Below are 15,214 nucleotides of genomic sequence, written 5' to 3'. Positions count from 1 at the left end.
ACGAGCCTCCTAACAATTTAAAACAAATGCTTTAATTAAGTTTAACGCTACTTGTTTTCGATACTCTTTGTTTGACCTTTGATCATCAATAGGTTTGATTATGTGGCTGTAGTCTATTAAAATTTCTTTTATATGATTCTTGAATTCTTCCTTGCTCATACCAATATATTTTTTTTCGATGCTTCTATTTCTAACTACAGTCATATAAACAGCGCCAAGAGATATTCTCATATCTATTAAAGTATTGTTTCTAAAGGAGTAAGCTCCAACAAATGACAACTTTGAAATAGCATCACTTAGTCTAGGCGCAACTTTTTTAAAATAAATATTATCAAAATCTAGTTTTGGAATGATAATTTCAGTAATCATTTCAATAGGTGATAAATCAATTTTTCTAACACCTTTAATAAAATCAGATACTTTAACTATTCTTTCGTGCATAGCAGATTGTATTCTAACTTGTGCATCTAAAGCATATAAAGCAACTAATGAATCCCCTGCTGGAGATGCATTTGCTATATTACCGGCCAATGTCCCAGTATGTCTTATGGCAGGAGAAGCCATTTCATGGATAACATCTCTTAATATTTGAGGGATCCTTTGGTCTTTTAAGATACTTTCTAAACGACAAGTAGCACCAATGTAAACATTGTTTTCATCATCACTAATAAAGTCTAATTCTTTTACTAAGTTAACATATAGAATATTTGACTTATAGGCTATAGGCATGCCAGTATGTGATCTATTTTGAATCAACATATCTGTACCACCAGCAACAATTTTATAGTCTCCTTGCTTTAATGTATCTAGGGCTTGAACTAAAGTTTTAGCAATGACAGTATTTACCATAAACCATCACCATCTTCTGCAGCCTTTTTTACAGCCTTAATGATTAAATTATATCCAGTGCATCGACACAAATTCCCTGACAAACCAATCTTAATTTCATAATCACTAGGATGAGGATTTTCACTTAATAAACTTTGGGTAGCAATAATCATTCCAGGTGTACAAAACCCACATTGAACTCCACCCATTTCAGCAAAAGCATCTTTGATGATTTGATATTGCTTACTTAGAGAAAAAGCTTCAATAGTCATGATATCTTGGCCATCTACATTTGCTAAAGGGACTGAACATGAATTGACTATTTGACCATTTAATAAAACTGCGCAAGCTCCACATTCGCCTTCTCCACAGCCTTCTTTAGGACCAGTTAAGTCAAAATCCTCTCTTAAAACATCTAATAGACGTCTATTAGGGTTTGTATCAAGTGTTATATTTTTACCGTTTAAATTAAAATTAATCTTCATGTTCATTCATCAACTCCATAATATATTCAGGTGTTACAGGAATTTTATAAATATTCTTCTTGATGGCGACCTCAATAGCTTTTGCAACAGCCGCTGCTCCGCCGATAAGCGTTAATTCTCCAACACCTTTAGCTCCATAAGGACCAAACGCATAAGGATTTTCAAATAAATAAGTTTCCATTTCACACATATCCATGGCTGTAGGGATAATATAGTCTGTCATATTTTTTTGCATGATTTTTCCATTTTTATGGTTCATTACTTCAAGATATCCATAAGCCAACCCTTGAGCTAACCCCCCATCTGCTTGACCCAATACAATTCTTTGATCAATCGCTTTTCCAATATCATATACAGACCAAGATTTTTTTACATTCACTTGATAAGTCAATGGATCTACTTCTACTTCAACCACATTGACACCCCATGAATAAGCTGGATAAGCATCTCCTATAAATTTTTCTTCATCATATTCAATGTAATCTGGTTGTTCATATTGTTTTTCTACAATAAAAGATTTTTCTTCCCATCGACTTTTCATTTCTTTAGCAGCTCTCCCAAGAAGTCCACCAACAATCATCATGGTTCTAGAAGCAACTGTAGGTCCGGAATCAGGGACAAAATCAGTATCAGGATTATTAAAAATTACTTTATCAATATCAATCTCTAAAATATGAGCAATCAGTTTTCTAAATGTGGTTTTAACTCCTTGACCCATATCAACAGCAGCTACTAATATATGAACATTAGCATCTTGATCCTTTCTTAATCTAACCTTGGCCTTAATAATATTCTTTTCACCTGACCCAGTAAATCCACATCCATGGAAAAACATACTCATACCTATACCTTTATATGAGTTTTCTTTACTATATTCTTCATATTTTTCTTGAAAATTCGAAACACTCATTACTTTTTCAATCATTTCGGGCATTAAAATAGGGTCTCTGAATATGCCATTGGTTGACGTTCTATCATTTTGTCTTGCTAAGTATTTTTTTCTAAAAATTAGCGTATCTAATTTAAGTTTTTTGGCGATATGTTCCATAAACATATCGATAGCGAAAAACATCTGTGGGGCTCCAAACCCTCTAAAAGCACCATTAGGAACAGTATTAGTCCGATAGACATCACCACTAACATCCAAGTGATCAATAGTATAAGCTCCTGATACTGCAAGAAGTGCCCTAGATAAAACAACACCACTTAAGCCTATAGTCGCTCCAGCATCAATGGATACATGAGCTTTTAAGCCGATAAGTTCATTATTTTTAACAGCTGCTTGAAAATGAGTTTTAGAAGGATGTCTCTTTGTAGTGACAGACATATCTTCTTCTCTTTCAAAGATAAGTTTGATAGGTTTCTTTATCTTTTGAACAGCTACAGCCAATTGACAAGCAATTAAAGAAGGATATTCTTCCTTACCTCCAAAAGCCCCACCAACATTGGCTTGAATGACTCTCACTAGATGATCTTCCAGATTTAAAGCTTGCTTCACAGCGTTTTTTACATAATAAGGACATTGAATAGAACCAATTAATGTTACTTTTTCATCCTCTGTGTATCCGATAAATCCTTGAGGTTCAATATAAGCTTGTTCTTGGTAGCCTGTTTCATAATCATATTCAATAACTTGATCAGCATCTTCAAAAACACTTTGACCTAAGCCCTTGTCAAAATGATAATGAATCACTGAATCAGTCCAATCAAACAAGGCTTCTTCTTCAACATAATCAATCTTAATGTGATTAATAATATCAATAATTACATTTTTATCCGGCCCTATAACCAACATTATAGGCTCATATAAGTATGAAATTTTTTTGTCAGTAAAAACTGGCCAGTCTTCAAAAATCACTTTGACTATATTCTTACCTGGTACATCTTTATGATCAATAATATAGTAACCATCAGGTAAACGAGGATATTCTATGGACTTGATATAACCTTTACAAATCTGACTTCTAAAGGTCATAGCGTATAAGGTCCCATCCATTTTTATATCTGCGACATACTTAGCTTTACCAGATATCTTTTCATCATTATCTACTTTATTGATGGATATAGAAATATCTTTCATTTACTCACCTGCTTTACCATAACTTATAGCTCCTGTTGGACATTTAGCTATACATAAACCACACTCAAAACATTTTTCTGGATTAAAAGTAATCACACCTGGATAATCAATAGCGAAATATGGACATATTTTTTGACACAACATGCAATCAATACACTTTTCTTTATTAAGGACAGGTAGTGATTGCTTATAAACAACATGTTTGCTTAATGAAGTCTCAATCACTTCTTCAATAGAAGAGAAGCCGTATTTTTCTAATGCTTTTGGTAAATCATTAATGATTTTTGAAAATAAAGTTTTACCATACAATAGGGCTGAAGATAACATTTGCACAGCCGAAGCTCCAGCAAGTAAAAACTCAATGACATCATCAGCGTTCTTTATGCCTCCGACACCAATCACAGTTAAAGAAGGTTCTGCTTGTTTTATCTTATAAACTGTTGCTAAAGCAATTGGTTTTATAGCAGGTCCACTGGTCCATACAAATCCCTTTTCATTACCATAAATAATAGCTCTTTTTGAAATATCAATTTTCATGGTAGGACCTAAAGAATTTATAGCCACAACGCCATTAGCACCAGCTTCTTTGATTGCTTTAGCAAAGGCTTCTGGGTTCGGTATATGAGGACTTATTTTCATATAAATAGGTTTTTTTGTATGAGAACGAATTGTTCTTACAGTCTCTTGAATCACCGATAAATCAGTCCCAACATAATGAGTAGAAATTTCAAATGCATCCGCAAACTCATCAAACTTAGGGACCAAAAAAGCCATATCTTCTTTAGAGTAACCTAAAGAAACAATCAATGGCCTATCTTTATTTTTCATAAAGGTAGGTAAAAATTCATTCATCCAAGTTTCATAATGATGTTCACTCCAAAGTTCAGAATTCATAATAAACTGTTTGTCACCATAAATACATGGTTTAGGTATGTGTGGTAATTCTTTAGATATAGTTTTAGTAACAATACCACCACAGTTTTGTTCTAGCAAAAAATTTAATTTTTCTAAATCACCATTTAATGGCCCAGCAGCAGGCATTAATGGATTATTAAATGACATACCATCAAAACTTGTTTTTAAATTCAAAATCTTTACCTTCTTTCTTTAAAATATTCCATAATTTATTTGACTCTTGTCTAGCTTTTTCGTAATATTCTGTATGTTCAAAATTTAAATGATAATCTTTAATAAGATGCTTACCACCTATAAAAACATCTTGTGGTTTTAATCCAGGAAAAACCCCAAAAAATAAGTGGCCAAAAACATTATCACTATTAATCTCAGTATAGGGTTCATAAGGAATGACCAGCAGATCAGCTTGACAATCTTTTTCAATAACCCCTAATTTTGTCATCAATCTCTCATTAATATAATCATATGTATTTCTCATGATTTTATGGAGATCTCCTAAAGTGAAACCAATAGGTGATTCATTCTTCAAATGTCCTAAATAGTAAGTATTTAGATACTCCATGGCTTGTGATTGAATTAAACCATCATTCCCTAGAATTACTCTAATGCCAGCATCTAAAAATTTCTTTACATGAGAAATTCCAACTGCGTTATTTAAATTTGATGTCGGATTAATAGCTATCGTTGCTTTTCTTTTTTTGATAATTTCAATTTCAGCATCATTGATATGAGTACAGTGAACCAATAATGATTTTTCATTGATTAACTGAAAATCATCTAACCTTTCAACAACTCTTTTTCCATATTGTTCAATACACCTTTCTTCATCTAATAAGGATTCACCAACATGAATATGAATACCTTGTCCCCGAAGATTTTCCCCAATCTTTTTCAAAGAATCATCACTTAAAGATAAAGAAGCATGCATTCCAAACAATCCACTAATATAAGGACTTTGATTTTCGCTTATAAAATCAATATTTTCTTTAATAGCAGCCATTAAATCAAATCGATCACTTGTTTCAAAAGCTAAAACAGACCTCATACCAAGTACATCATTTAAAGCTTGTTTTATTTGATTTAATGAACCATTTACCTTATAACTTGCATGATGGTCTATAAGAGCAGTTGTTCCTGATTGTAATTGATCAATACCACCCATTAAAGCAGAATAAAAAATCATATTTAAATCTAAAAAATGATCTACTTTCCACCACATTTGTTTTAATATATCTAGAAAGTTTTTTGGATTAAAATCTAAAGATAAACCTCTAGCAAAAGTAGAGTATAAATGTGTATGTCCACTTATGAATCCTGGAATAATAATTTTTCCTTGACCATCGATCACTTGATAATGATCTTTGTTCAAAAAAGACTCCATAAGGCCAACTTCCACTATATGTTCATCAAAAATAATAAAACCATTATCTATGTACTTTTGGTAATCATAGATTCTAACATTGGTAATAGCAAACATACTATAACTCCTTCCCTATGGCATCTAATAATACTTTATTTTTAATCACCCATTGGCCTCTCAACAGTAAATGAGTTAAAAAACCATTTGATTTTTTACCCAAATATAAATCATAATTGGTTTCTCCGTGATGATTTTGAATCGAGGCATCCCCTATTTGATATATAAAAAGATTAGCGAAGTTTCCAACTTTTATTTGTCCATAGAACTTTAACTTATCATATAGTATAGATATATTTTTTGACATCTTATTGATAGAATCTTCATTGAATAAATGATACATTATATCAAAAGAATGCTCAATGCCACCAATACCCAATGGAATTTCTTTAAGATGATTTTTCTTTTTATCTTCAATATTAAAAGCACAATGGTCTGTACCAATTGTATAAACATTATTGATAAGTTTTTTAAGTAATTTTTGTTCTTCTTTAGTCCTTAAGGGTGGAGCGAGTGTATACAAATAACCATCTTCACCTAGTAAATCATCATGAGAAAAAGAAAAATAATGAGGACATGACTCTATAAAAAAATTCTGATTTAATATATGAGAATATTTACTCACTAGTTTTTCTAGGGTTCGACCAGAACTCAAATGAACCATATATAGATAGCCACCATATTTTTCCACATATGATGCTAATTTAATGGCTTCATTTTCTTCACTTATACTAGGTCTTGATTTAAGTAAATCACTATATTGATAATCTTCTTCCATATTTATTATAGAATCATCTTCAATATGAGCCAATAATAAAAAACCGTATTTTTTAGACAACTTAAGCAATTCAATAATTTGATGATCATAAGTTCTTCGATTTGAATCTGAATAGGTGGTGAATAATTTTAGTGAATGAATATTTAAAGACAACATTTTTTTTACAAAATCTTCTAAGTCACATTGAGGATTTTTAATTGTCGCATGGAAAAAATAATCACAATAGCTTTTATCTACTTGAGATTTTCTTTTTAAATATGCCTTTTCTAAATCTTCAGGATTATCTACAGGGTCAAGAAAATCTATATATACAACCATCCCCCCATAAGCAGCTTGCCGACTACCAGAAGTAAATCCATCCTTGGAATGGATACGACCCAAATCTAAATTAAAATGAACATGGGGATCGATTAATCCTGGAATCACTAACTGATTTTTGGCATTCACTATCTCTTTGGCATCTTTGACTTCATGACTAATATCGACAATCTTATCATTGTTTATATAAATATTGCTTATGGTAAATTGATCTTCTATCCATATTTTCCCATGAATAATGGCTTTATCAAACATTTAATCACCTATAAATTCAAATTTTCTTATCTGATACTTATTTAACACTTTGTCTATTAAGTCTTCTCGAACAACCAAACATAAGTTCATGTTACTAGCTAAACACTTCTTTAAAACTTTATGAAAACCCTTATCCTCTAATTCAAGCAAACTAATTTCATCAAGGTAAATTGGGCTTATATTTTTACAAATAAATTCATCAACCATTTTTTCAACTGTATCAAAAGCTGATTTGTAAAATAAATACGGTCCTTTTTGATATATAATCTCTTCTTTTCCATCATAAAAATCATTTCTTACTATATAAGGAATTCTTTGACCAGTTGACAAATGTATCAAGTCATAATAATGAACGAAATTTCCTTGCATATGTTTTTCAGCGATAAAACCATCACCTTTTAAAGAATCATCATAATACTTTTTAAGTTTTGTCGACTTACATGAATTGATTTTACCAGTAACAATCTTGACCATTTAATATCTCTCTCATATGTTTATGACCTTCTTTCCCATAAGTTAAAGCTAAAATTTCAGCACTTATAGATATAGCTATTTCTTCAGGAGTCATTCCTCCTATATCTAAGCCTATAGGTGAATAAAAGAAACTTAAATCTATGTCTTTACCAAAAAATTGATAAGTAGATTTTAAGTAAGCTTTAATTTTATCAGGTGAACATAGCATACCAAGATATTTAGGTTTTATTTTAAGTTCTAAAATTTTATTTATCACATGATAATCATACTTATGACTTGGAGTACATACAATAATGTAATCACCATCTCTAATTGTGCCTTTTTCAATAAATTGAACGAATGGCTCATTAACTAAAACATCTGCCTTTTTGAACTGATCTATAATTTCTTTTCTTTCATCAATGACAGTGACATGATAATTCATGGTTTTTAATACATTAACCAAAGCTTGACCTACATGGCCACCTCCAAAAATGTAAATGGTAGCTTTTGGACCAATATATTCATAAAACAGGGTAACCTTGCCACCACATACCATAGGCAACGTTTTTCCCTCACTAATAATCTTACCTTCATCCAAAAGGTAAGTTTCTAACAAGGATGTTTTTGACTTTAACAATTCCTTAGCTTTCTTTTGTGCATAGTATTCAATGGCTCCGCCACCGACAGTACCAATATTTTGACCATTTTCTAGACAAATCATTTTTTTCCCAACTTCAACAGGTCCGGCACCTTCTTTTTTTACAGCGGTCACAGCTATTAAAGGAACATTTTTCTCTTTATACTCTGTAATCAAATTGAATATATCCATTTTTCACCTAAAATTTTACTAAAGTAAGAATAATTGCTATAGCGAAAATAGCGGCTGATATAAGTGGATTAATCCTCATTGAATCTAACTTTTTCATTATTTTTATATCTCTAATAGCAACAAAGATAAAGATCGCTAATAATGCTGAAACCAATCCATCTGTCACAATAAATGTAAAGACTGATGTCAAGGATTGTAAATAGAATGATAAAAATCCAGTAATCAAATAATTCACACCATAATAGGCTATAACACCAATGCGCCAACCCAAACTAGCAATTAAGATTCCTGATGTTAACTGAAGTGGTTTTTTAGATTCTAGTAAAGGAATAACCGCAAAGACTATTAAGCTTTGTAAAAACATCGCGATCATAGGATTAATCGTTTTAGCTGCAGGCAAGAAAGGTAATAATAAATTACTTGATTTTATTAAGATTGCAACTAAACCTACAAAAAGTAATGCTTTTCTTGAACCTGTACTTTTGTAAGCTCTATACAATACAAAAACAACGAGAGGAAACATTAAAGTTCCAGATATTAACATAGGCAAAAAGTGTAAGACATAACCTAAAGTAGCTTCTAAAAGCCCCCAGAAACCACCAAATAATACAACTTTTGCTAATAATTGAATTTTATTTTTTTTCATTTGATTTCTCCTTCATCAATTTCATAATTTTTTCTGGTGTAATAGGTAAACTTTTCACCCTAACACCTAGAGCATTTTCTACAGCATTAGCTAATGCCGCAGGAGGTGTATCAATACCTATTTCTCCTACAGATTTGGCTCCAAAAGGGCCACTTTCTTCATAACTATCCACAAAAACAGTATTTAAATTCTCAATATCTAACCTAGTAGGAATCTTATAATTTAATAAATCATTTGAAATTAAACGACCATTCTTTGAATACTTAACTTCTTCAAACATTGCCATACCCAAACCTTGTACAATAGCTCCATCAACTTGCCTTTTTGCTAACATTGGATTAATTGTTGTTCCACAATCGACAACTGATACATAATCAAGAACTCTTATTTCAAATGTATCCTTATCAACTGCAATTTTCACAAAACCAGCCATAAATGGAGGTGGTGATTTCGGTCCAACATACGAAGACGTAACCTGTAATTGCTTTTGTTCATGTGAGTAGGTAATTTGATTAGAAAAATCCTTTAAAGACATTTCTTTTTCATTATAAGTGAAGATTTGACCATCAAAGTCAATATTACTTATGTCAGTATTAAAAATTCTAGCAGCCTCTTTCAGCATTTCATTTTTTAGTTCCTTAGCTGCTTTGTAAACAGCGTTTCCAGATACAAAGGTTGTACTTGATGCATAAGCACCTACATCAAAAGGTGTTAAATCTGTATCAGATGAATAAATAATCACTTTCTCAACATCAGTCATTAAGACTTCAGCTGCTATTTGTGATAGAACAGTATCAGATCCTTGTCCAATCTCGGTAGCGCCAACCATCAGATTATAGAAGCCATCATCATTTAGTTTGATGCTAGCACTCCCCATATCAATTAAAGGAATTCCACTACCCTGCATAGCAATTGCCATACCGACTGATTCAATATATTCACCATTATCGTGATATGGATAAATATTATCCCAACCAATTAATTCTTTTCCTTTAATCACACACTCCTCAAGTTTACATGTATCCATCATCATGGCTGTACCTTCAGTACCTTCTCCCATGATGGCAAATATAGGAGATGTTTCATTTTCTTTCATCATATTCTTTTGTCTAAATTCAATTGGGTCTATCTCCATCTTTTTACATAAAATATCAATAGCTGACTCTAAAGCAAAGTTCCCTTGAATTGCACCGTATCCTCGATATGCTCCAGCTGGTGTATGATTTGTATAAACAACATCACCATAAAATCTAACAGAATCAACTTTATTGTATAAAGGCAATACTTTAGAACCTGCAACCATATAAACAGTAAGGGCATGTTCACCATAAGCACCCGTATCTGATAATACATGGCAATCAATAACTTTTAACTTTTTATTCTTATCAGCGCCTAATCTCATTTCTAAACGCATAGGATGTCTAGTGTAAGAAGATTCAAAAACTTCTTTTCTGGTATAAGTCATTTTGCAAGCTTTACCAGTTTTAAAAGTAACATATGCCACAAGCATTTCACCATGAATGGCTTGTTTTCCTCCGAAACCACCGCCAACTCTTGGTTTTATAACTCTAATCTTTGACATAGGTATTTCTAAGGCATGACCAATAATTCTACGGACATGAAAAGGTGTTTGAGTTGAACTATAAATGACTAACCTGTTTTGATAATCCATTCTCGCATTGACTGTATGGGGTTCTAGCATAACATGTGCTTGAGCCTGGGTATAAAAAGTTTCATGAATGGTATATGTACATTCAGATAAAGATTTTTCAACATCACCAATTTCCATATGATAACTTGCAGCAATATTTGCCTTTGGATTAAAACCTATATCAAACATCTGATGTATTTCTTCTTCAGGATGTATTATGGTATGATGATTTTTAGCTTTTTCATAATCTAAAATCGGTTCAAAAACTTCATACTTAACATCAATTAAATTTAAAGCTTTTTCACAAACTTCATTTGATACTCCAACAACTGCTAAAACTTCATCGCCGATATATCTAACAAACTCATCAAGAACAAATTTATCGTGTGGTGATGGCTCTGGATAACCCTGTCCTGCTCTAGTAAAAGGAATTCTCTTAAAATCCTTATGAGTTAATACCATTTCAATACCATCTAACTTCTTCGCTTTTGAGTCATCTATAGAAATTATTTTAGCAAATGCATGTGGTGATCTTAATACCTTTACTATTAAAGAGTCTTTTTCAGCATAGTCATCTGTATAAGCTTTCCTACCTTTAATAATTCCTAAACCATCTATAGATGGAGTTTTATGATTTACAACTTTCATGATTGATCACCCAAATATTTTCTTATAGCTTCATGTTGAGCCACATAACCAGTACAACGACATAAATTCCCAACCAAATATTCTTTAATTTCTTGATCTGTGGCTTTTGGATTTTCTAATTTCAATGCATAAACCGTTAGAGCCATTGACGGATTACAATATCCACATTGGTCAGCACCTTCTTGACCAAAGTAATGCCCTATTTTTTCAGCTTCAGCTTGAATTCCTTCGACGGTAGTCACATGATGTCCATCAGCCTTAATTGCAAGTAATGAACAAGAAGGAACTGGCTTATCATCTAATAAAATAGTGCAAACACCACAAGAAGTATTATCACAAGCTCTTCTTACACTTACATAGTCATTTTTTCTTAAAACATCCAATAGATACTCATGGGCTTGAACATCAAATACTTTATCAACTTGATTGACTTTAACTTTAATTTTCATTTTATCACCTGCTTTAAGCCTCTTTTTAGATAAGTTCTAACTAAAACTTCTCTATACTCTTGACTTGCCCTTAAGTTTCCTGATAATTCTAGTTCTTCTATAGCTTTATCAAGGACCAAATCAATGACTTGATCTGTGATATCTTTTTCTTGATTAAGATATGCCATAGCCTTATAACATAACTTTGCAATACCAGGTCTTGATCCAACTGCTATAGAATAATTTTGATTCTTTATAATAGCTATATTTACCCATGAAAAATCTAGTGGTGTATTTGATACTTTTTTAAAGTAAGATTTACCATGAATCGATTTTATGCTTATTGATATTAAAATATCATCTTTAATACTTTTATCATTCATGAATTCATCAATGGTAATTCTACCTCTTTTATAGAATTTTAAATCGCAATTAAGAACCAATAGAACGGGTAAAATATCAGAAAAAGAAAACTTACCCATGATAGATCCACCTATAGTCGCTAAATTTCTAATACCAACTCCCATAATCTTAGCTATAGCTTTTGCCAAAATGCCATCACATAGATTTGTAATCAATGGATGTCTTTCAATCATTCTTAAAGAAGTCATAGAACCTATTTCAATATAGTCGCCATCTTCTCGAATATATTCTAAAGACAACTTGTCCAAGGAAATAAGTTGGTTTACATCTTTGACGGATAATTTTATCCAAGCACCTCCACCAATAATCATGTTTTTTTTGTCATCAATCAAAATTCTATAGGCTTGTTCTAAAGAATCAACGATAACATAGTTGTTTATATTCAAAATATCACTCCTTTTCTTTCAATATTTTTACATCATCCATAGTATCTATATCAAATAAAATTGATGAATTATTCACTTCGATTATTTCAAAATTGTATTGGTTTCTAAAAGATTTTAAATCCTGTTTTTTAGTATTTAAAATCATCTTTTTATAAGAGTAGTCAAAATATATAGGGTGACCTAATTTAAAAGAAAAGCTAGGCACACGTATCCCCGCATGGCCTAGCTTCATTTTTTCATATATTGATTTATCAACCAATGGATAATCTCCCGGAATGATAAAAAAGTCATTTTCAACGCATTCTACACCCTTTTGAATTGATCTAAACATACCTTGTTCATAATCAGGGTTATAGATTAGATGAATATCATCTAAATCTTTAAGAACTTTCTTAATTTCGTCATGGTAAAAACCTGTCACAACATAAATATTCTCACATACTGATTTCATATGTTCAATGGTATGTATAATGACTGGTTTATTTTTAAAAATAATATTCATTTTGTTTTGTCCGAGTCGCTTAGAATAGCCACCCGCAAGAATAATTCCGTCCGTCATAAAAACCTTCTAAAAATGGATTTTACTAAATTCTTTAACAGTTATTATAACATATATATTAAATCCATACTATATGTATTTAAAAATAATTCATTAATTAATTAAAGAAAAAGCCGATAAGACAAGTCTTATCGGCTCATATTTATTTAATTTGAAACAACATCATAAGCATTCTTAACTATTTTATAAATGACTTCTTTCGGAAGATCTCCATAATTATTTGCTTTAAACCAAAGCTCTTCTCTAGTAGACTTATTCTTAGAAATTGTAGGATACTTAATGATTAGCCTGATACCTTCTTCTAATTCATACCTAAAGGCCATTCGATAATAATCGCCATAATTCATTAAGACCAAAAATGGTCTTCTTGCCACATAGAAAGTAATCTTGTCTTCTTCTAATTTACTAATAACATCTGGAAATTCCCTTACATGCGCAACAAGTTTATCAAAAGTAGGATTCAATGGTTTGAACATTTTTGGTTTTTCTATATAATACTCAATAGAATTTGGTTTACTTCTTTGTTTGTTTTGTTTAGAGAATTCAGGATCTACTTTGACTTCTTGATATAAGTCATCGTTAATTCTATTTGTTTTAGATGCGATTTCTTGATTCTCTGAAATAATAATTTCATCTAAAGGTTCTTCATTAATATTACTTTCTAAAGAATCTTCATGAGATTTTTTGATAACAATAATTAAGTGGAAGATATATAAGACTAACATAATTGGTATCATTAAAGCCATATATTTGGCGCTCATTCCTGTGTAATTACTCGTCCTATAAACTCTAAAAAGGTACGCTGCTGCAGCAAAAATTCCAGCGTAAAGTGAGAATAAAATAAAGTAGATTAATCTTCCTCGGTTTTTAACATTTTTAAATGAACGAATGAATAGATGTATAAATATAATTGATAAAACAATCAATGCTCCGCCAGCAATTAATAAAATTGAATTTAAATTGCTCATGCCAATTCCTAATGCTAAATTAGTATTTGAGTAGATGACGTAGGTTACATGACTTAAAAAGGCAAAGCCGTAAGTTAGCAATGGAACAGTTGCGGCGAAACTAGGAACTCTTGTTACTTTTTTATTTTTCTTAAACTCACTTCGTGTAACAAAAAGGAAAATTAAACTTACAATGAATATAAAAATCAAAATACCAAGTTTGATTTTAAATTCATTGTTTCTTAATGTCAATAAGAAATCAATATCCAATCCCCACACAGAAAAATTGTTCCAAGGAACAGCCACCAATGAAGATAGTAACAATGCTACAAAAATATAGATGTTTCCAAAAAATTTCTTCATAAACCCACCTCTCAATATATATTAAAATTATATAACTAAAAATAGGGCCTGTCAATAATAGACACTGTTTTTGTTCAATTTATCTTTATTTAAGATTGTTAGACTTATGTCAAACCAAAATAATTGCATAAGCATGATTATTTTTGTATAATATGGGTAGATAAATGAATTCAATTTATCTAATCTTCATGATAAAGGAGGTTTATCGTGCAAGTTTTAAAAGAAAGTGTTAGAGAAGCCATCATAGAAAGTGCTATCTTAGAATTTTATAATAAAGATTATCAATCAGCAAATATGAGAGACATCGCTAAAAATGCGAATATTACAGTAGGAAACATCTATAGGTACTACCCAAATAAACAGTCCTTATTTAACGCCATTCTTATTCCTGCCCAACAAGCGATAGATCTGTTGGCTGACTTTGATAAGAATACGAACTTGAAGAAAATTCACTCTAAGGAAGAGTTAGATAAAATTATTCAATATGTCATACACGTGACTAACCCTTACATCAAAGAAATTTTCATTATGATTTTTAATTCTTCTGGTACTCATCATCATAAACTGAAATCTCAAATTGAGAATTTAATAATTACTAGTTTAAGTGAATATTATCCAGGTCAATTCACTCGGTCTTTCTTAGAAGTAATATCAAAGAGTTTCGTTGAAGCTGTATTTTATATTTTTAAGACCAATATTGATAATCAACAAAAAATTAAAATTCTACTATCAGATCTTGTAATGTTCTATTTTAAAAACTTAGACCAAAGATTATTTTAGACATAAATAAAACTCTTAAATC

15 protein-coding genes are annotated in these 15,214 nt (G+C 31.1%); 1 reads left to right on the top strand and 14 read right to left on the bottom strand.

Annotated features, from left to right (window positions below; genetic code table 11):
• Positions 1-9 precede the first annotated feature (9 nt).
• From HF295_RS00980 to HF295_RS00915, 14 genes are all read right to left on the bottom strand, one after another.
• Positions 10-849 (bottom strand): FAD binding domain-containing protein, encoded by an 840-nt coding sequence (locus tag HF295_RS00980; RefSeq protein ID WP_312031978.1) that lies wholly within the window; start codon positions 847-849, stop codon positions 10-12.
• On the bottom strand, positions 843-1,319 hold the full coding sequence (locus HF295_RS00975) for a (2Fe-2S)-binding protein (protein WP_312031977.1): 477 nt from the start codon (positions 1,317-1,319) through the stop codon (positions 843-845). The genes HF295_RS00980 and HF295_RS00975 overlap by 7 nt, the downstream gene beginning before the upstream one ends.
• The gene (locus HF295_RS00970) at positions 1,303-3,393 is read right to left on the bottom strand and encodes a xanthine dehydrogenase family protein molybdopterin-binding subunit (RefSeq protein WP_312031976.1); all 2,091 of its coding nucleotides are present in this window, start codon (positions 3,391-3,393) and stop codon (positions 1,303-1,305) included. The genes HF295_RS00975 and HF295_RS00970 overlap by 17 nt, the downstream gene beginning before the upstream one ends.
• On the bottom strand, positions 3,394-4,482 hold the full coding sequence (locus tag HF295_RS00965) for a 4Fe-4S binding protein (protein ID WP_312031975.1): 1,089 nt from the start codon (positions 4,480-4,482) through the stop codon (positions 3,394-3,396).
• A complete protein-coding gene (locus HF295_RS00960) occupies positions 4,460-5,785 on the bottom strand; it encodes an amidohydrolase family protein (RefSeq protein ID WP_312031974.1) in 1,326 nt (441 codons plus the stop codon). Before HF295_RS00960 ends, HF295_RS00965 begins: the two co-directional genes overlap by 23 nt.
• 1 nt (position 5,786) lies before the next feature.
• The gene (locus tag HF295_RS00955) at positions 5,787-7,076 is read right to left on the bottom strand and encodes a dihydroorotase (protein WP_312031973.1); all 1,290 of its coding nucleotides are present in this window, start codon (positions 7,074-7,076) and stop codon (positions 5,787-5,789) included.
• Positions 7,077-7,550: a nucleoside-triphosphatase gene (locus tag HF295_RS00950; RefSeq protein ID WP_312031972.1), complete on the bottom strand. Its 474-nt coding sequence runs from the start codon at positions 7,548-7,550 to the stop codon at positions 7,077-7,079.
• Positions 7,528-8,361 (bottom strand): XdhC family protein, encoded by an 834-nt coding sequence (locus HF295_RS00945; protein WP_312031971.1) that lies wholly within the window; start codon positions 8,359-8,361, stop codon positions 7,528-7,530. Before HF295_RS00945 ends, HF295_RS00950 begins: the two co-directional genes overlap by 23 nt.
• A 7-nt stretch (positions 8,362-8,368) precedes the next feature.
• A complete protein-coding gene (locus HF295_RS00940; RefSeq protein WP_312031970.1) occupies positions 8,369-9,007 on the bottom strand; it encodes a hypothetical protein in 639 nt (212 codons plus the stop codon).
• The gene (locus HF295_RS00935; protein ID WP_312031969.1) at positions 8,994-11,306 is read right to left on the bottom strand and encodes a xanthine dehydrogenase family protein molybdopterin-binding subunit; all 2,313 of its coding nucleotides are present in this window, start codon (positions 11,304-11,306) and stop codon (positions 8,994-8,996) included. The genes HF295_RS00940 and HF295_RS00935 overlap by 14 nt, the downstream gene beginning before the upstream one ends.
• Positions 11,303-11,755, bottom strand: coding sequence for a (2Fe-2S)-binding protein (locus HF295_RS00930; protein WP_312031968.1), 453 nt, complete (start codon positions 11,753-11,755; stop codon positions 11,303-11,305). Before HF295_RS00930 ends, HF295_RS00935 begins: the two co-directional genes overlap by 4 nt.
• Positions 11,752-12,543: an FAD binding domain-containing protein gene (locus HF295_RS00925; RefSeq protein WP_312031967.1), complete on the bottom strand. Its 792-nt coding sequence runs from the start codon at positions 12,541-12,543 to the stop codon at positions 11,752-11,754. The genes HF295_RS00930 and HF295_RS00925 overlap by 4 nt, the downstream gene beginning before the upstream one ends.
• Positions 12,544-12,547: 4 nt before the next feature.
• On the bottom strand, positions 12,548-13,102 hold the full coding sequence (locus tag HF295_RS00920; RefSeq protein WP_312031966.1) for a nucleotidyltransferase family protein: 555 nt from the start codon (positions 13,100-13,102) through the stop codon (positions 12,548-12,550).
• A gap of 146 nt (positions 13,103-13,248) precedes the next feature.
• Complete coding sequence (locus tag HF295_RS00915; protein ID WP_312031965.1) at positions 13,249-14,412, bottom strand: hypothetical protein; 1,164 nt, start codon at positions 14,410-14,412, stop codon at positions 13,249-13,251.
• Positions 14,413-14,619: 207 nt separating this feature from the next.
• Here HF295_RS00915 and HF295_RS00910 point away from each other — a divergent pair, with 207 nt between their 5' ends.
• Entirely contained in the window at positions 14,620-15,192 is a 573-nt protein-coding gene (locus HF295_RS00910) for a TetR/AcrR family transcriptional regulator (RefSeq protein ID WP_312031964.1), read from the top strand.
• Positions 15,193-15,214: the final 22 nt, after the last annotated feature.

This window comes from Hujiaoplasma nucleasis, assembly GCF_013745115.1.
Classification (GTDB): Bacteria; Bacillota_I; Bacilli_A; order Izemoplasmatales; family Hujiaoplasmataceae; genus Hujiaoplasma; species Hujiaoplasma nucleasis.
The sequence above is the reverse complement of the archived record's forward strand: the minus strand, read 5'-3'. Positions and strand labels throughout refer to the sequence as shown.

Coding starts and splice junctions, on each gene's coding strand:
- HF295_RS00940 (WP_312031970.1), bottom strand. CDS start 9,007: ATGAAAAAAAATAAAATTCAATTATTAGCAAAAGTTGTATTATTTGGT.
- HF295_RS00935 (WP_312031969.1), bottom strand. CDS start 11,306: ATGAAAGTTGTAAATCATAAAACTCCATCTATAGATGGTTTAGGAATT.
- HF295_RS00915 (WP_312031965.1), bottom strand. CDS start 14,412: ATGAAGAAATTTTTTGGAAACATCTATATTTTTGTAGCATTGTTACTA.
- HF295_RS00970 (WP_312031976.1), bottom strand. CDS start 3,393: ATGAAAGATATTTCTATATCCATCAATAAAGTAGATAATGATGAAAAG.
- HF295_RS00980 (WP_312031978.1), bottom strand. CDS start 849: ATGGTAAATACTGTCATTGCTAAAACTTTAGTTCAAGCCCTAGATACA.
- HF295_RS00930 (WP_312031968.1), bottom strand. CDS start 11,755: ATGAAAATTAAAGTTAAAGTCAATCAAGTTGATAAAGTATTTGATGTT.
- HF295_RS00955 (WP_312031973.1), bottom strand. CDS start 7,076: ATGTTTGATAAAGCCATTATTCATGGGAAAATATGGATAGAAGATCAA.
- HF295_RS00920 (WP_312031966.1), bottom strand. CDS start 13,102: ATGACGGACGGAATTATTCTTGCGGGTGGCTATTCTAAGCGACTCGGA.
- HF295_RS00945 (WP_312031971.1), bottom strand. CDS start 8,361: ATGGATATATTCAATTTGATTACAGAGTATAAAGAGAAAAATGTTCCT.
- HF295_RS00975 (WP_312031977.1), bottom strand. CDS start 1,319: ATGAACATGAAGATTAATTTTAATTTAAACGGTAAAAATATAACACTT.
- HF295_RS00960 (WP_312031974.1), bottom strand. CDS start 5,785: ATGTTTGCTATTACCAATGTTAGAATCTATGATTACCAAAAGTACATA.
- HF295_RS00950 (WP_312031972.1), bottom strand. CDS start 7,550: ATGGTCAAGATTGTTACTGGTAAAATCAATTCATGTAAGTCGACAAAA.